This window comes from Rahnella sp. RFA10(1/100) (assembly GCF_004195115.1).
In the GTDB taxonomy this organism is placed as follows: Bacteria; Pseudomonadota; Gammaproteobacteria; order Enterobacterales; family Enterobacteriaceae; genus Rahnella; species Rahnella perminowiae.
The window spans coordinates 111,704-129,078 of record NZ_SEWR01000010.1; the positions used below are offsets into that span (position 1 = coordinate 111,704).

A 17,375-nucleotide genomic window follows, 5' to 3' on the forward strand; every position below is an offset into this window, starting at 1 on the left:
TGTTGCAGATTCTGCAATATACTTCGTTTGATTCCTGTGAAACTAAAAAGCCGGGTATTCGATATGGACTTACGTGATCTGAAACTGTTTTTACATCTGGCGGAAAGCCGCCATTTTGGCCGTTCGTCAAAGGCGATGCATGTCAGCCCGTCCACATTGTCACGCCAGATCCAGCGGCTGGAAGAAGAACTCGGCCAGCCATTATTTCAGCGTGATAACCGCACCGTGCAACTGACCAGTGCAGGTGAACAACTCAAAAACTTTGCTCAGCAAACGCTGCTGCATTATCAGCAACTGCGCAGCGGGCTGGATCAGCATGGCCCGACACTGAGCGGCGAATTGCGACTTTTTTGCTCGGTAACCGCCGCCTACAGTCATCTGCCGCCGATCCTTGACCGTTTCCGTGCGCAGCATCCGCTGGTAGAAATCAAACTCACCACCGGTGATGCCGCCGATGCGGTTGAAAAAGTTCAGTCCACCGAAGCGGATCTGGGGATCGCTGGTCGTCCGGAAAGTTTGCCGGGCAGCGTCGATTTCACACAGATCGGCGAAATCCCGATGATCCTGATTTCTCCTTCCCTGCCTTGCGCCGTACGCACACAGGTCAGCGAACCGCATCCGGACTGGTCACAAATTCCGTTCATCCTGCCGGAGCATGGTCCGGCACGAAAACGCATCGACGTCTGGTTTAAACGCAACCGCCTGAGCAATCCGCTGATTTATGCCACGGTATCCGGCCATGAAGCCATTGTCTCGATGGTCGCGCTCGGTTGCGGTATCGCACTCATTCCGTCCGTCGTGGTCGATAACAGCCCGGAACCGGTGCGCAACCGTATTTCCATTCTGGATAACGTCACGCTCGGCGCGCCGCTGGAACTGGGCGTCTGCGTGCAAAAAAAACGCCTGAACGAACCCCTGATCGACGCGTTCTGGCAGTTGCTCTGAACGTTTACACCATAAAAAAGGGGCACTTTTCAGGTGCCCCGTTGAGTTTAGCCCGCCAGGAAGAAGCGGAACGCCGGATTATCACTTTCGTTATGACAGTCATAACCCAGTGCCGACAGGTTCTTTTCAAATTCCGGTTCTTGTTCGTTCAGCTCAAAGGCCGCCAGCACACGGCCAAAATCGGTGCCGTGGCTACGGTAATGGAACAACGATATATTCCAGTGCGTACCCAGCGTGTGCAGGAATTTCAACAACGCGCCCGGTGATTCAGGGAATTCAAAGCTGTAAAGCCGCTCGCGCAGAGGCTTGGTCGGACGGCCGCCCACCATGTAACGGACATGAAGTTTCGCCATTTCATCATCGGACAAATCCACGACCTGATAGCCGTCATGATTGAGTTCCGCGATGATTTCCTGACGTTCCGCATGGCCGCGTGTCAGACGCACACCGACAAAAATGCAGGCATTATCCGCATCGGCGTAACGGTAGTTGAACTCCGTTACCGAACGGCCACCCAGCAACTGACAAAACTTCAGGAAACTGCCTTTACGCTCAGGAATAGTCACTGCCAGCAGCGCTTCACGTTGCTCACCCAGTTCACAGCGTTCCGACACATAACGCAGACCGTGGAAATTGACGTTCGCGCCGGAAAGCACATGCGCCAGTCGCTCACCCTGAATATTGTGCTGCTGCACATATTTTTTCAGCCCCGCCAGCGCCAGCGCACCGGAAGGCTCAGCAATGGCGCGGACGTCTTCGAACAAATCTTTCACGGCAGCGCAAATTGAATCACTGTCGACGGTGATGACGTCATCAAGATATTCGCGACATAAACGGAACGTTTCGTTGCCGATACGTTTCACTGCCACGCCTTCCGCAAACAAACCCACACGCGCCAGATCAACCGGTTCACCGGCATCCATTGCCGCGCGCAGGCAGGCAGAATCTTCAGCTTCGACACCGATGACCTGAATCTGTGGCATCAATTGTTTGATCAGCACAGCGACGCCGGCGGCCAGACCACCACCGCCGACCGGGACGAATACGCGGTCAAGATGCGCATCCTGTTGCAGCAACTCCATTGCCAGCGTGCCCTGCCCGGCTATCACCGCCGGATGGTCAAATGGCGGCACAAACGTCATGCCCTGTTCCTGCGACAGCGTGATCGCTTTGGCTTTCGCCTCATCGAAATTGGCGCCATGCAGCAAAACTTCGCCGCCGAAGTTACGCACGGCATCCACTTTGATATCTGCTGTGGCAACCGGCATCACAATCAGCGATTTGATGCCTTTTTTGGTCGCCGATAACGCAACACCCTGCGCGTGATTTCCCGCAGATGCGGTGATGACACCACGCGCAGCCTGTTCTTCCGTCAGGCTGGCGATCATCGAATAGGCGCCGCGCAGTTTAAAACTGTGAACGGCCTGGCGATCCTCCCTCTTCACCAGAATGGTGTTACCCAGCCGGGAAGAGATCTTTTCCATGACCTGCAAAGGCGTCACCTGCGCGACTTCATAAACCGGCGCACGCAGTACGGCACGCAGATATTCTGCGCCGCACGGCTGGTCGGGTAGAGGTTGTGATACCGCCATGACTGTCAGCCTCCCAGCTTAGACTTGTCGCGTACTGCGCCTTTGTCCGCGCTGGTTGCCAGCAATGCGTAAGCACGCAGCGCCAGAGAAACCACACGTTCACGGTTTTTCGGCGTCCAGGCTTTGTCGCCGCGGGCCAGTTCAGCTTCGTGACGCGCCGCCAGTTCTGCCGCGGGCACATCCAGCACCATTTTGCGGTTTGGAATATCAATGTCGATGATGTCGCCATCTTCCACCAGCGCAATCAGGCCACCGCTGCCCGCTTCCGGAGAAACGTGACCGATAGACAGACCGGAAGTGCCGCCCGAGAAACGGCCATCGGTGATCAGCGCACACTCTTTGCCGAGCCCCATGGATTTCAGGTAAGTGGTCGGATACAGCATTTCCTGCATGCCCGGCCCGCCTTTCGGCCCTTCGTAACGGATAACCACAACGTCGCCGGAAACCACTTTACCGCCGAGGATCGCGGAAACGGCATCATCCTGGCTTTCGTACACTTTTGCCGGACCACGGAAGGTCAGGTTGGATTCATCCACGCCTGCGGTTTTAACGATGCTGCCCGCTTCGGCGATGTTGCCGTAAAGCACGGCCAGACCACCGTCTTTACTGAATGCATGCTCAAACGAACGGATACAACCGTCGGCGCGGTCATCATCCAGCGTGTCCCAGCGGCAGTCTTGCGAGAAAGCCTGCGTGGTGCGGATACCGGCGGGACCCGCGCGGAACATTTTTTTCACGGCTTCGTCTTGGGTCAGCATAATGTCGTACTGATCCAGCGTCTGGTTCAGGGTCAGGCCCAGGATATTTTTCACGTCGCGGTTCAGGAGATTAGCGCGATCCAGTTCCCCCAGAATCGCCAGCACGCCCCCTGCCCGGTGCACATCTTCCATGTGATATTTCTGGGTGCTTGGCGCGACCTTACACAGATGCGGCACTTTGCGTGACAGACGGTCAATGTCGGTCATGTCGAATTCAATTTCGCCTTCCTGCGCTGCCGCCAGCAGATGCAGTACAGTGTTGGTCGAGCCGCCCATCGCGATATCCAACGTCATGGCATTTTCGAAAGCCGCTTTGCTGGCAATGCTGCGCGGCAGTGCGCTGACATCGTCCTGCTCGTAATAACGTTTGGTCAGCTCAACGATGCGACGACCGGCATTCAGGAACAGATCTTTACGGTCAGCATGGGTAGCCAGCAATGAACCGTTACCCGGCTGGGAAAGCCCCAGCGCTTCGGTCAGACAGTTCATAGAGTTTGCGGTGAACATCCCGGAACACGAACCGCAGGTCGGACAGGCAGAACGTTCGATTTGTTCGCTGTCGGCATCGCTGACGTTCGGGTTTGCGCCTTGAATCATCGCATCGACCAGGTCGAGTTTGATGATTTTGTCAGACAGTTTGGTTTTCCCGGCTTCCATCGGGCCACCGGAAACAAAGATCACCGGAATGTTCAGGCGCAGTGACGCCATCAGCATTCCCGGAGTGATTTTGTCGCAGTTGGAAATACACACCATGGCATCGGCGCAGTGCGCGTTAACCATGTATTCCACCGAGTCAGCAATCAGTTCACGTGAAGGCAATGAATACAGCATGCCACCATGCCCCATGGCGATCCCGTCATCCACCGCGATCGTGTTGAATTCTTTCGCCACGCCGCCGGACGCTTCGATTTGTTCAGCAACCAGCTTACCCAGATCGCGCAGGTGCACGTGCCCCGGTACAAACTGGGTGAATGAGTTAACGACAGCGATAATTGGCTTACCGAAATCGTTGTCCGTCATGCCGGTGGCACGCCATAAAGCGCGGGCACCAGCCATGTTGCGGCCATGAGTCGTGGTGTGGGAACGGTACTTAGGCATGCTCTGTTCACTCCAAATCATTTCTGTTTAGCAGGCTGCGCCATCGCCGCCTGCGCAATTCTTATTCTTTTGATTATTGAGGGTTAATTGGATCCAGCCAACCCCATTTGTCTTCGGTTTTGCCGGTGAACAGGCCGAAGAATGCATCCTGAATTTGTTTGGTGACCGGACCCCGTTTGCCGATACCGACCTGGATGCCGTCAACACTGCGCACCGGCGTGATTTCTGCGGCGGTGCCGGACATGAAGACTTCGTCTGCCAGATACAGCGATTCACGGGACAGAACTTGCTCACGCACTTCCAGTCCCAGATCTTTCGCCAGTTTAATAATAGCGTCACGGGTGATACCCGGCAGCGCGGAAGAGGTAAACGGAGGCGTGAATAAAATGCCTTCTTTCACTTCAAACAGGTTTTCGCCAGCACCTTCAGATACATAGCCATGGATGTCCAGCGCAATACCTTCCTGATAACCGTGACGACGTGCTTCGCTGCCGACCAGCAGGGAAGACAGGTAGTTACCCCCCGCTTTCGCGGCCGTTGGAATGGTGTTTGCTGCAACGCGGTTCCATGAAGACACCATCGCATCGATGCCCTGTTCCAGCGCTTCTTCACCCAGATACGCGCCCCACGGGAAGGCTGCGATGATTACATCAGTTTTGTAGCCGTCCGGCGGGTTAACGCCCATTCCCACATCGCCAACAAACACCAGCGGACGGATATAGGCACTGACCAGATTGTTTTTGCGCAGAGTTTCACGGCAAGCTTCCATCAGCTCATCCACGCTCTGGGAAACAGGCATACGATAAATTTTTGCGGAATCGCGCAGACGCTGCATGTGTTCACGGTGACGGAATACGACCGGGCCTTTATGGGAGTCGTAGCAACGCACGCCTTCGAAAACGGAAGTGCCGTAATGCAGTGCGTGTGACATGACATGGACTTTAGCTTCAGCCCACGGCACCATTTCACCATTGAACCAAATGTAATCAGCTTTCTTCGTCATTCTTCTCGTTCCTTTACTCACGCATTCGCGCGTATTTGTTGTGATGTATGTTGCTGGATCTCGACACACGCGACATCCATAAGTTTGCGTAACTGTGAAGACAGTAAATCTACCGGACGCTGACTGGCAACGGTCAATTCGATATTTATATTTTCCGCATTGACCATCGGCGTCATGTTCATTGCGCACACCTGAAAACCACGGTGACGGACCACGCGTAATACGCGCTCTAACATTTCGGGACGGAAACGGGCCTGAATTGAGACGTTATGTTGCATCATGATATTTTCTCCAGCATGGTTTCGTTGCCTGCGCCCGGTGGAACCAGCGGCCAGACATTCTCATTTTCATCGATAGAAACCTGGAGCAAATACGGACCTTCACTGTTGAAGAAAGCGTCCAGAGCGGCATCGACTTGATCTTTACGGTGGATACGTTGGCCGGGGATATTGAATGCGCTGGCCAGCGTGACAAAATCGGGGTTATCGGAGAGGTTGGTTTCACTGAAGCGTCCGTCGAAGAACAATTCCTGCCACTGTCGAACCATCCCTAACCGCTGGTTATCCAGCAACAGGATTTTAACGGGCAACTGTTTTCGCTTGATGGTGCCCAGTTCCTGAACGTTCATCATGAATGAACCGTCGCCAGATACGCAGATCACCATATCGTCCGGGCGGGCAACTTGTGCACCGACTGCGGCAGGTACGCCGAAACCCATCGTGCCCAGACCACTGGAGGTGATGAAGTTTTCCGGACGGGTGAACTGCATATGTTGCGCGGTCCACATCTGATGCTGGCCAACGTCGGTGGTCACGACGGTATTGGCTGATTTACGGTCAGAGATTTGTTTCAGTAACAACGGCGCATAAATCGCTTCACCCGGGTGGTCATAGCGCCATTCGCCCTGCGCTTTCAGCGTCATCACTTCATCACGCCATGCGTTGATGTTCAGAGGTTGTTGCAGCGCCGGTAACAGCAAGTTCAGATCACCCTGCAGCGCCACATGCGCCTGACGCAGTTTGTTCAGCTCAGCCGGGTCGATATCCATGTGGATAACCGCAGCATCTGGCGCAAAGGTATTCAGCTTGCCGGTCACACGGTCGTCGAAACGCGCACCAACGGCAATCAGCAAATCGCAGGACTGAACGGCCAGATTCGCCGCTTTGGTACCGTGCATTCCCAGCATACCCAGATAACACGGGTCGCTGGCATCCGGTGCCCCCAGACCTTTCAACGTTGCTACCGCAGGAATACCTGTCGCAGAAATGAATTCGCGCAATGCCGGGACGGCCTGTGCGATACCGACACCGCCACCGACGTAAACCATCGGTTTTTGCGCGGTGGTGATCATGGCATAGGCTTGTTGTAATTCAGTGGCAGAGTGCGGGAACGTTTCTTCAACGGCGACCAGATGCGGCGGTAATTCACCGACGGCCAGCTGGATATCTTTCGGGATGTCGATCAGAACCGGGCCCGGACGACCGGAGCTGGCGATGGCAAAGGCTTCAGCCATGATTTCCGGCAGCGCTTCCAGAGATTCAACCAGAAAGCTGTGTTTGGTACAGGCCAGGGACAAACCTAACACATCGATTTCCTGAAAGGCATCGGTGCCAATGAAGGCGGAACCAACCTGTCCGGTGATGGCCACCAGCGGAACGGAATCTAAAAGTGCGTCGGCCAGGCCGGTGATCAGGTTGGTCGCGCCAGGACCGGAAGTGGCGATACAGACGCCGACTTTTCCGGTAGAACGGGCATAGCCGATGGCAGCCATTGCGGCACCCTGCTCATGCCGGCACAACAGGTGTTCTACGCCGCCGTCATACAATGCATCGTATACCGGCATGATTGCCCCGCCAGGATAACCAAATACAGTATTTACACCCTGCGCACGCAACGCTTGTACTACCCATTGTGCTCCGTTCATCTTTATTCTCCTGCCTTTTTGCGACAAGTGCAGAATATTATGCTGTTGCTCATTTTCCGACCCCGCCTCTCTGTTCTCTGAAATTCCTGACCCAAAAAAAAACCCCGGACCTTTCGGTGCGGGGTTTCTTTTCAGGTTCAGGCTTGTTTAATAAGCCTTTCTTCGTCCAAGTGCAGCCCCGCACGGTGGGATAATAATCACCACCACGCTAATCACGACTAGGCTAACTACGAGGAGAAGGGCTTTCATTTTTAGTTTTCTAAAATTCATATTGCGAACGATTGCCTACAGAGTTACCACAGTAAGATGATTAATGACAACACTTTTCTTGCGTTATTATTTGCAGCCCGTTGCAGAATTCGTGAAAAATCGTCTGAAAAATCAGACCTTAGCGCGATGATCAGTACTTTGATTATTTATTGTTCCGGCAATCGCTTTTCCGCGCGTATCACGGCCAAATGCTACCAGAACAGAAATCAGGATAGCGACGGTGCCGGCCACCATCGCCATCGCCAGTCCGTAATTATGCCCGTGGCTTTCTGCAATGTAGGCCTGAAGTGTCGCATTGACTGAAGCGATCAGATTACCGAGTTGGTAAACAAAACCCGGCAGAACAGCCCGCGTATTGGCTGGCACCAGTTCGGTCAGATAAGTCGGCACGACACCCCATGCGCCCTGCACCATAAACTGCATCAGGAACGCGCCCAACCCCAGCATCCATGAACCGCCGGAGAAAGCCCATAAAGGAATGACCGGCAATGAAAGTAACGCGGCAATAATAATCGCTTTTTTACGGCCAATTTTCTCCGACAGCGAACCGAAGAATACTCCACCGATAATTGACGCGATATTGTAGCTAATGGCGATTAAACTGACGGTATGTGCATCAAAACCATGCTGAACTTTGAGGAATGTCGGATAGAGATCTTGTGTACCGTGGCTGAAGAAATTAAAACCCGCCATCAGTACAACCAGATACACACACAGCTTCCAGTTTTTCTTCAGCACCGGCATCAGAGCCGTGCTCTCATTACGCTCCCGTGCCGCCAGCCAGACCGGTGATTCCTGCACTTTAAACCAGATAAATGGCAGAAGAAAAATCGGAACAGCTCCGATGACAAACATCCCGCGCCAGCCGACGGTTTCGGACAGCAGGCCATACACCACCGCCGCCAGCAGATAACCAAACGGATAACCCGCCTGGAAAATCCCCGACATCACACCACGGGAACGGTCAGGTATGGTTTCCATCGCCAGAGAAGAAGCTACTCCCCAGACACCGCCCATCGCAATGCCATAAATTACGCGAAGGATGAGAAAAACCATCAGTGAAGGTGCCGCCGCAGTACACAGCTCGAAAAAAGAAAACAGTGCGATATTCACCATCAGCACCGGTTTGCGTCCATACTTTTCCGCTGCTCGCCCGAACAGCAACGCCCCAATCGGCCGCACGGCCAACGTCAGCAGAATGGCCAGTGTCACCTGTTTGATATCCACCTGAAAGGCCGAAGCAATATCACTGAGCAGGAAGACTAAAATAAAGAAATCGAAAGCGTCGAGAGTCCAGCTCAGAAAGCTGGCGATGGCAACATTACGCTGCCGGGAAGTCCAACCAAACATGGGTGAGTCCCTATTCCGGAATAACTGTAGGCGGTGCACTCACCAGGAAATTGCGGAAAACCCCTGGTCAGGCAGAGAGATGTTAATTGGTGTCTGCATTTGTTTATTTATTGTTAAATACAGCAAGATTAAACACCTCTGCCGGTATCATCGGCAACTTAATTAGGCCGCTAATTTGTTTCGAGAGCCCTCAAACTGTTAAGGAGTATTACTGTCATTGCGGGACTGCTCGCATTCCTCCAGGTTAAGCTGCTGACTTGCAGATTATTTTTCCATGACATTACGCATTGCAGAAATTCTCTCCCCGAAAGCGTTCCTGACTCAGGCATGCTGCTGTCAGGAGATCTCATAGCAAAGGAAAAAGCATGTCATTAGCCGTGGTGTATACCCGCGCATCGCTGGGGGTTCAGGCACCGGGTGTCTCGGTTGAAGTTCATATCAGCAATGGATTACCCGCCCTGACATTGGTAGGTTTGCCCGAAACCACTGTCAAGGAGGCCAGAGATCGGGTTCGCAGCGCCATCATCAACTGCGGGTTCACTTTTCCCGCAAAACGCATCACCGTCAATCTTGCGCCTGCTGATTTACCCAAAGAAGGGGGCCGGTATGATTTGTCCATCGCGCTGGCGATTCTGGTGGCCTCAGAGCAACTTCAGGGCGATAAGCTTGAAGAGTACGAATTTCTGGGTGAGCTCGGTCTTTCTGGTGCGTTGCGCAGCGTGAATGGCGCGATTCCGGCGGCACTGGAGGCAAAAAAAGAAGGCCGGGTGTTGATCCTGCCGCAAAGTAATCAAACGGAAATGACGCTGCTGGAGCCCGGTGTGGCGCTGGTTGCCGGGCATTTATTGCAGGTCTGCGCGTTTATACAGGGAGAAAGTAGCCTGCCACCGATTGAATTCCCGGCACAACCGACCCGGCTTGCGCATCAGCCTGATATTGCCGATATTATCGGGCAGGAGCAATCAAAGCGCGCGCTCGAAGTAGCGGCAGCGGGAGGGCATAATCTATTACTGATTGGACCGCCCGGTACTGGAAAAACCATGCTGGCCAGCCGGTTGCCCGGATTATTGCCGCCCATGAGTAACGAGGAAAAGCTGGAAACCGCCGCCATTGCCAGCCTGGTGTATAACCCGGAAGAAAACGATGAATTCTCCCGTATTCGCCCTTTCCGTGCTCCGCATCACAGCACTTCAATGAGCGCACTGGTGGGCGGCGGCTCGTTACCCAGACCAGGAGAAATATCGCTGGCACATAACGGCGTATTGTTTCTCGACGAACTGCCTGAGTTTCAGCGGCAGGTTCTCGATGCTTTGCGCCAGCCCATGGAATCCGGCGAAATCACTATTTCCCGCGCGAGGGCGAAAGTGCGCTATCCGGCAAGGACACAGCTGATTGCAGCGATGAATCCCAGCCCGACAGGACATTATCAGGGCATTCATAACCGTACGCCGCCACAGCAGGTTTTACGCTATCTGAGCCGGCTTTCCGGTCCGTTTCTCGACAGATTCGATCTGTCGATTGAAGTCCCGCTCCTGCCGCCCGGCATTTTGAGCCAGCAGAACTCGACGCCCGCGCTCAGGGAAAGTAGTGTGCACGTGCGGGAACGGGTGTTGATCGCCAGAGAAATTCAGTTAAAACGCGCAGGAAAAATCAACGCGCACCTGAGCAGCAGCGAAGTGGAGACGTACTGCGGGTTAACCAAAGCAGATGCTGAATTTCTGGAAGAGGTGCTGCATAAACTGGGATTGTCTGTCAGGGCCTGGCACCGCATTCTGAAAGTGGCAAGAACACTGGCGGATCTGGGGGGCATAGAATCGATTGAAAGGCGACATCTTGCGGAGGCGTTAAGCTATCGCAGCATGGATAGGCTATTGTTAAACCTGCATAAGAGTCTGGCATAAAAAACGGGGCATCGCCCCGTTTCATTAGTCATCACTTTCCGTGTAGTCTTCTACAGCGTCGGCCTGCGGTTTACCGCCAGACAACGTGTGGAATTTCTTCGGACGACGCGTGCGGACAATGTATTTGTTCCACACTTTTTCTGCATCCGTGACAGGTTCGCGTGTACCGCGGCAAACCTCCAGGAACAGTTTTTCTTCGTCGGTAACGGGCTCACGTTTTCCCAGATCCAGCTCGTTAAACGCGAAGCCGTAACGTTCTAGCATTTGCGCTTCTTTAATGGTGAAATCGCCATGCCGGGAGAACCCGCGAGGGTAATGTTTATTATCAAAAAAACGACTTGTCGTGGTGAAGCTTTCCGCCATCTGACACGCTCCTAATTCTCTCATGGTCGTGCTGTTATGGCGCGGAGTATTAGTTAGGCTTGACATTGTGTAAAACAAAACATTTAAATCTTAACGACAAAAAATATTGGAGATAGTTTTGGACACGGAATTACTGAAAACCTTTTTGGAGGTCAGTAGAACTCGCCACTTTGGTCGGGCGGCGGAATCCCTTTACCTGACGCAATCTGCTGTCAGCTTTCGTATCCGACAACTGGAAACTCAACTGGGCGCCAATTTATTCACACGGCATCGCAATAACATCCGCTTAACGCCCGCAGGAGAACGACTGCTGCCTTATGCAGAGAACCTGATGTCAACGTGGCAGATGGCGAAAAAAGAGGTTGTACGCTCGTTACAGCACACAGAATTGTCGATTGGTGCCACGGCGTCACTCTGGGAAGCTTATCTGACACCGTGGATGCAGTCTCTGTACACTCAGCGGGGTACGCTGAGACTGGAGGCGCGCATTGCCCTTCGTCAGTCGCTGGTGAAGCAATTGCATGAAAGACAATTGGATTTGCTGATTACCACCGAGCCACCAAAGATGGACGAGCTCTCAAGTCAGTTGCTGGGTAATTTCTCGTTACGACTTTTCTCATCAAAGAAAACGGTCAGAGGCGAACAGTCGCCCTATGTGAAGCTGGAATGGGGCGCTGATTTTCCTCAGCAGGAAAAATTACAAAATAGCGATCAGGAACCGATACTGACCACAACCTCTGCGCATCTGACGCGTCAGTTGCTGGAAAATACCGGAGGCTGTGCGTTTCTGCCTGCGCACTGGGCTAAAGAATATCCACAACTGGCCGCACATGAAGATGTTCCGCCGGTGATCCGCCCGCTTTACGCCGTCTGGCTGCAAACCAGCGATCAGCAGGTTTTGATCCGTCAGTTACTCAAAACGCCGCTGATCACTAATTTCTGACACCGTCCTGTTTCAGGACGGTTCTGGCCGCGGATGCCGCGCTCTTCTGGCTGTCCAGAAGCTGCCCATCCCTTTTTGCAATCCGATGAAAACAAACAATAAAACGCCCATCACGATTTTGGTCCACCATGAACTCAGCGTACCATCGAAGGTGATATAGGTTTGGATCAGCCCCTGAATGAGCACACCAAACAAGCTGCCTAAAACAGTGCCTACGCCACCACTCAGTAATGTCCCGCCGATCACGACAGAAGCAATAGCATCCAGTTCAACACCACTCGCTGCGAGAGCATAGCCCGCAGAAGTGTAAAGGGAGAAAATAATGCCGGATAACACCGCCAGCGTGCTGGATAGCATATAGATATAAATCGTGGTCCGCCGCACAGGCACCCCCATCAGCGCAGCCGATACATTGCTGCCACCGACGGCATAGACGTTGTTACCGAATCGCGTACGATGCGCCAGAATAATGCCGCCAAGCACCACCAATAGCATGACCAGAGCCAGCAAGGTAAAACGACCACCACCGGGCATTTTCCAGGCATAATTGGCGAGGAAGTCATAAACCGGATGATTAATCGGCAACGATTCTTCCGAAACAATAAAACTCATACCGCGCACAAAAAACATGCCCGCCAGCGTGATGATGAAAGCCGGCAGTTTCAGCGTATCAATGATCCAACCCATCAGCGCACCAAAGATAGCTCCCATCAACAGGACGATGACAAAAGCATAACCCGGTGCGATGCCATAAGTGCCGATAAGTTTCGCCAGCAAAACGCCGGTGAAAGCGATAACAGAACCTACTGACAGGTCGATACCACCTGACAAGATGACAAAGGTCATCCCCACGGCCACGATGCCAAGAAATGCGTTATCCGTGAGCAAATCAAAAAACACCCGTGTGGAGGCAAAACCAGGAAATTGCGTAAAGCAATAGGCGTATCCGGCCAGAAAAACCGCAATAGTAATCAGCAGGGGCAGATTTCTTTTGAGCATTATCCCTTCCTCCGGAACAGATTACTGAGCGAAACGCGGGGCGATTGCACCACCAGTACCGCAAGCACCACCAGCGCTTTCAGCACCAGGTTGAATTCCGGTTTGAAGCCGGAGAGCAAAATGCCGGTATTCATTCCCTGAATGATTAGTGCACCGACAACTGAAAGAAGCAGGTTAAAACGTCCACCCAGCAACGAGCCACCACCGATGACGACGGCAAGAATGGCATCAAGTTCCAGCCATAATCCGGCATTATTGGCATCTGCACCGCGAATATCGGCGGTGACGATAACACCCGCAACAGCCGCGCAAATTCCACAAATAACGTAAGTGGAGATCAGCACTAAACGAGCATTTACGCCGGCGTTATAAGCAGAACGGATATTGATACCCACGGATTCGATAAACAGGCCAAGTGCCGTTTTCCGTGTCAGCACCCAGACCAGAACCAGCATGACGACGGCAATAATCACCGGCATTGGCAGGTAGAATAAAGACCCGCTGCCGAACTGCGACAGGCCATTGTGCTCGAACGTGACGATCTGTCCTTGCGTAATCAGCTGCGCGATACCGCGCCCTGCGACCATCAGCATCAGCGTGGCAACAATCGGCTGAATTTGCAGGACAGCGACCAGAAAGCCATTCCACAAACCGCATATTGCGCCCACCCCGACCGAGGCCAGCAAGACTATCATTAGCGGATATCCTTGCACCGTCATGGTCGCGGCTGTCGCGCCGGCAATCGCCATGACTGCACCGACGGAAAGGTCGATGCCGCCGGTCGCGATAACCAGTGTCATTCCGAGTGCCAGCAAAGCGACAGGCGCACCACGGTTGAAAATATCAACCAGGCTGCCAAACAAACGGCCATCCTGAATATGAATTGAGAAAAAGCCCGGGGCGACCAGACTGTCGATCACTAATATTGCGAAGAAAGCGCCGATTTGCGTGGCGCCTTTAGGAAATACCCATCTTACTTTGCGCGGTTTTCCCGTCATTGGCAGGCTCCTGTTGTTCATCACTGTCTCCTCATTGCGCCGCAATGGCTTTCATAATGGCTGGCACGGAGATATCAGCCTGATCAATTTCGGCAACATGACGACGGTCGCGTAAGACGACAATACGATCGGCATAGCCCGCCAGTTCTTCCAGTTCAGATGAAACAACCAGTAACGCCAGGCCTTCGTCGCAAAGTTTTTCAATCAGACGAATAATTTCTGCATGCGCACCGACATCAATACCGCGGGTAGGTTCATCAAGAATGAGGAAACGGGGATGAGTCGCAAGCCAGCGGGACAGCAACACTTTTTGCTGATTACCGCCGGAAAGATACTGAATTTCCTGTTCAGTGCCGGGCGTACGAATGCCCAGTAATTTGATAAATTTCTCGGCTATCTGATGCTGTTCCTTCATGGGCAAAGGACGCAACCAGCCACGCTGAGCCTGTAAGGCAAGAATGATATTTTCTCGCACCGTGGCCGCGCCGATAATGCCATCAGTTTTGCGATCTTCCGGGCAGTAACCAAAACCCAGTTTCGCCGCCTTTCTGGGTGTGATGATGGTTTCTTCTTTACCATCGACGTGCGCCTTGCCACTGTCATGCCCTTTAATGCCGAAAATCAGCTGAGCGGTTTCTGTCCGTCCGGATCCCAGTAAACCCGCCAGCCCGACGATTTCACCCCGACGCACTTTTAAATCAAAATTTTCGACCACCCCGCGACGACCATAGTCTTTGAAATCGACTAACGGTTGCCCGGTCACATTTCTATGCTCAGTCCGTTTGAGCAGGTTTTCATCAAAACTGTGTCCCAGCATCATCGGCACGAGATCAATACGCGGTAAATCCACCGTTCGTTCAGACCCGACGTGCTTACCATTTCGCAAAACGGTGATCCGGTCACTGATGCGGTAAACCTGATCGAGGAAATGGGTCACGAAAATCATTCCCACCCCTTTATCACGCAATTGCATCAAAATATCGAGCAGCATACTGACTTCTTTGGCATCGAGACTGGCGGTGGGTTCATCAAGAATTAAAACCTGCGCGGACAGATCAACAGCGCGGGCGATTGCCACGATTTGCTGAATCGCGATGGAGTAGGTTGAAAGTGGCTGGCTGACATCCAGATGCAGGCCATAACCTTCCAAAAGTGCTTCGGCTTGTTGTTCCATCTTGCGCTGATTGACCAGCCCGAAACGGGTTGGCTCGCGCCCGATGAACAGATTGGCAGCGACAGAGATATTCGGCAGAAGATTGACTTCCTGATATACCGTACCAATTCCCAGCGACTGAGCATCGGCAGTATCAATTGGCTCGATCGGTTTTCCGTTAAGGAAGACCTGCCCCGCAGAACGTTTATAGACACCGGTAAGGGCTTTAATCATTGTTGATTTGCCAGCACCGTTCTCACCCAAAAGTGCGACGATCTCACCGCTTTCGAGGGTAAAGTCGACATTTTCCAGCGCTTTTACACCGGGAAATTCGACCGATAAGCCGCGCACTTCGAGCAGCGTTTTTGAAACTGGATTATCCGTCACGTCACTACTCCTGCTGCATTCGCGATAAGCGAAAAGGGAATAATTATTACCGGTTTGTCAGTAAGACAAACCGGTAAACCGGCTTAATAACCCATGTCTTTTTTCATGTCGTATTCTTTCTGAGCCATATCAGGAAGGATCAACGCGGACTGAGTCTGAATGAATTTCTTAGGCTGGGTACCATCCTTTTTCATTGCGATCAGCGCATCAAATGCCGGGCCAGCCATGTTCGGTGTCAGTTCAACAGATGCGTTTGCTTCGCCCGCTAACATCGCTTTGTAGATGTCCGGTACACCATCAATTGATACGATTTTGATTTGTGAACCCGGTTTCAAACCAGCTTCTTTGATAGCCTGGATAGCACCGATCGCCATGTCGTCGTTATGAGCGTAAACGGCACAAATGTTCTTACCGTTTTGTTCGGCCTTGATGAAGCTTTCCATTACTTCTTTGCCTTTACTGCGGGTGAAGTCTCCGGACTGCGAACGGATAATTTTGATGTTTGGCGCAGATTTCAACGCATCTGCAAATCCTTTTTTACGATTTAACGCCACACTGGCACCGACCGTTCCCTGCAATTCGACAACATTACATGGTTTGCCAGCAGCATCCTTAACCAGCCAGTCCCCCGCTACCTTACCCTCATACACGCTGTCTGAAGCCACTGCAGCGGTGTACAGAGACGGATCACTGACTTCGATCGTACGGTCTAACAGGAATACAGGGATCTTAGCTTCTTTAGCTTCGGTCAAAACCGGGGCCCAGCCCGTAGCCACAACGGGAGCGATAAAAATGGCATCAACACCTTGTGCGATGAATGAGCGTATTGCTTTGATTTGGTTTTCTTGTTTTTGCTGGGCATCAGCGATTTTCAGTGTTATGCCGCGTTTTTCTGCTTCTGATTTAGAGACTTTTGTTTCCGCAGAACGCCACCCAGACTCAGAACCGATCTGCGAAAAACCCACAACCAGCGGAGCCGCCTGAACTGTGCCACTAAGGACTGTCGCTACTGCTGCTGCCACAAATAAGCGTTTATACATATTTCTTTCCTCATGTGTAGTCTGAGCTACTTTTTGTTATGACTCGTAGGGTACGGCGAGGACGATTACCCGGCATGCATTCATCCGCTACGACAGTTCTGTCGGAAAAAGGATACAAGCAATGCTGTCAGGCGCTGATAGTCGTCATAAGACGATGATTAGGTTTAGTACATAGAGAAAATGGGAGCATGAGCGAAGTCACATACGGGGAGAACAATCAATTCGTGCATGTATTCAGCCAAAACATGACAAAAAACAACTAGCAAGAATGGAGGTTTTGAGCCCTGTCGGTGCAAAAAACGCTGAACAAGGGGATTAAGAAGCAAAGATTAAACAAGGAAGAAGGGCTTCAGAAAATTAAGACGAAAAAAAACCCCTCGCTTTCGCGAAGGGTTTAAATATGGCAGGGGCGGAGAGACTCGAACTCGCGACACCCGGTTTTGGAGACCGGTGCTCTACCAACTGAGCTACGCCCCTAAATTGTGCTTACTATTATGCCTGCTAATTTAGCAGGCATAATTTTTAATAATTGGCGGAACGGACGGGGCTCGAACCCGCGACCCCCTGCGTGACAGGCAGGTATTCTAACCAACTGAACTACCGCTCCACCGGTTCTTTCACACGCATCAGCAACCGGCTGATGCCTGTTTG

General features: G+C 52.6%; 15 protein-coding genes and 2 tRNA genes. 3 read left to right on the top strand and 14 right to left on the bottom strand.

Annotated elements, in window-relative coordinates; genetic code table 11:
- The first annotated feature begins 63 nt into the window (after window positions 1-63).
- A complete protein-coding gene (gene ilvY / locus ETV65_RS22255; RefSeq protein ID WP_129955226.1) occupies window positions 64-945 on the top strand; it encodes an HTH-type transcriptional activator IlvY in 882 nt (293 codons plus the stop codon).
- Window positions 946-992: 47 nt separating this feature from the next.
- Here the strand turns inward: ilvY and ilvA are convergent, their stop codons facing one another.
- The 7 genes from ilvA to ETV65_RS22290 all read right to left on the bottom strand — a co-directional run bounded on the left by ilvA (window position 993) and on the right by ETV65_RS22290 (window position 8,940).
- On the bottom strand, window positions 993-2,537 hold the full coding sequence (ilvA, locus tag ETV65_RS22260; RefSeq protein WP_129955227.1) for a threonine ammonia-lyase, biosynthetic: 1,545 nt from the start codon (window positions 2,535-2,537) through the stop codon (window positions 993-995).
- Between the two features lie 5 nt (window positions 2,538-2,542).
- The gene (gene ilvD, locus ETV65_RS22265; RefSeq protein WP_129955228.1) at window positions 2,543-4,393 is read right to left on the bottom strand and encodes a dihydroxy-acid dehydratase; all 1,851 of its coding nucleotides are present in this window, start codon (window positions 4,391-4,393) and stop codon (window positions 2,543-2,545) included.
- A 73-nt stretch (window positions 4,394-4,466) separates the two neighbouring features.
- Window positions 4,467-5,396 carry a branched-chain amino acid transaminase gene (locus ETV65_RS22270; protein ID WP_013577546.1) on the bottom strand — a complete coding sequence of 310 codons (930 nt, stop codon included), beginning with the start codon at window positions 5,394-5,396 and terminating at the stop codon, window positions 4,467-4,469.
- A 17-nt stretch (window positions 5,397-5,413) separates the two neighbouring features.
- A complete protein-coding gene (ilvM, locus tag ETV65_RS22275) occupies window positions 5,414-5,677 on the bottom strand; it encodes an acetolactate synthase 2 small subunit (protein ID WP_013577547.1) in 264 nt (87 codons plus the stop codon).
- Complete coding sequence (gene ilvG, locus ETV65_RS22280) at window positions 5,674-7,320, bottom strand: acetolactate synthase 2 catalytic subunit (RefSeq protein WP_129955229.1); 1,647 nt, start codon at window positions 7,318-7,320, stop codon at window positions 5,674-5,676. The genes ilvM and ilvG overlap by 4 nt, the downstream gene beginning before the upstream one ends.
- 147 nt (window positions 7,321-7,467) lie before the next feature.
- Window positions 7,468-7,569, bottom strand: coding sequence for an ilv operon leader peptide (ilvL, locus tag ETV65_RS22285; RefSeq protein WP_015699153.1), 102 nt, complete (start codon window positions 7,567-7,569; stop codon window positions 7,468-7,470).
- Between the two features lie 132 nt (window positions 7,570-7,701).
- Window positions 7,702-8,940: an MFS transporter gene (locus ETV65_RS22290; protein WP_129955230.1), complete on the bottom strand. Its 1,239-nt coding sequence runs from the start codon at window positions 8,938-8,940 to the stop codon at window positions 7,702-7,704.
- Between the two features lie 365 nt (window positions 8,941-9,305).
- Between ETV65_RS22290 and ETV65_RS22295 the strand changes: the two genes are divergently transcribed.
- Complete coding sequence (locus ETV65_RS22295) at window positions 9,306-10,841, top strand: YifB family Mg chelatase-like AAA ATPase (RefSeq protein ID WP_129955231.1); 1,536 nt, start codon at window positions 9,306-9,308, stop codon at window positions 10,839-10,841.
- A gap of 24 nt (window positions 10,842-10,865) precedes the next feature.
- Here the strand turns inward: ETV65_RS22295 and ETV65_RS22300 are convergent, their stop codons facing one another.
- The gene (locus tag ETV65_RS22300) at window positions 10,866-11,204 is read right to left on the bottom strand and encodes a DUF413 domain-containing protein (RefSeq protein ID WP_013577551.1); all 339 of its coding nucleotides are present in this window, start codon (window positions 11,202-11,204) and stop codon (window positions 10,866-10,868) included.
- 118 nt (window positions 11,205-11,322) lie between these two features.
- On the opposite strand from ETV65_RS22300, the gene hdfR reads away from it, so the two are divergent.
- Window positions 11,323-12,147: an HTH-type transcriptional regulator HdfR gene (gene hdfR, locus ETV65_RS22305; RefSeq protein ID WP_129955232.1), complete on the top strand. Its 825-nt coding sequence runs from the start codon at window positions 11,323-11,325 to the stop codon at window positions 12,145-12,147.
- 12 nt (window positions 12,148-12,159) lie between these two features.
- Here the strand turns inward: hdfR and yjfF are convergent, their stop codons facing one another.
- The 6 genes from yjfF to ETV65_RS22335 all read right to left on the bottom strand — a co-directional run bounded on the left by yjfF (window position 12,160) and on the right by ETV65_RS22335 (window position 17,331).
- Window positions 12,160-13,146: a galactofuranose ABC transporter, permease protein YjfF gene (gene yjfF, locus ETV65_RS22310; protein ID WP_129955233.1), complete on the bottom strand. Its 987-nt coding sequence runs from the start codon at window positions 13,144-13,146 to the stop codon at window positions 12,160-12,162.
- A complete protein-coding gene (ytfT, locus tag ETV65_RS22315) occupies window positions 13,146-14,165 on the bottom strand; it encodes a galactofuranose ABC transporter, ATP-binding protein YtfT (protein WP_129955234.1) in 1,020 nt (339 codons plus the stop codon). Before ytfT ends, yjfF begins: the two co-directional genes overlap by 1 nt.
- A 10-nt stretch (window positions 14,166-14,175) precedes the next feature.
- Window positions 14,176-15,657 (bottom strand): galactofuranose ABC transporter, ATP-binding protein YtfR, encoded by a 1,482-nt coding sequence (ytfR, locus tag ETV65_RS22320; RefSeq protein WP_205951623.1) that lies wholly within the window; start codon window positions 15,655-15,657, stop codon window positions 14,176-14,178.
- A gap of 110 nt (window positions 15,658-15,767) precedes the next feature.
- Entirely contained in the window at window positions 15,768-16,724 is a 957-nt protein-coding gene (gene ytfQ / locus ETV65_RS22325; protein WP_129955236.1) for a galactofuranose ABC transporter, galactofuranose-binding protein YtfQ, read from the bottom strand.
- Window positions 16,725-17,125: 401 nt separating this feature from the next.
- A tRNA-Trp gene (locus ETV65_RS22330) sits at window positions 17,126-17,201 on the bottom strand.
- A 53-nt stretch (window positions 17,202-17,254) separates the two neighbouring features.
- A tRNA-Asp gene (locus tag ETV65_RS22335) sits at window positions 17,255-17,331 on the bottom strand.
- Between the last annotated feature and the right edge of the window lie 44 nt (window positions 17,332-17,375).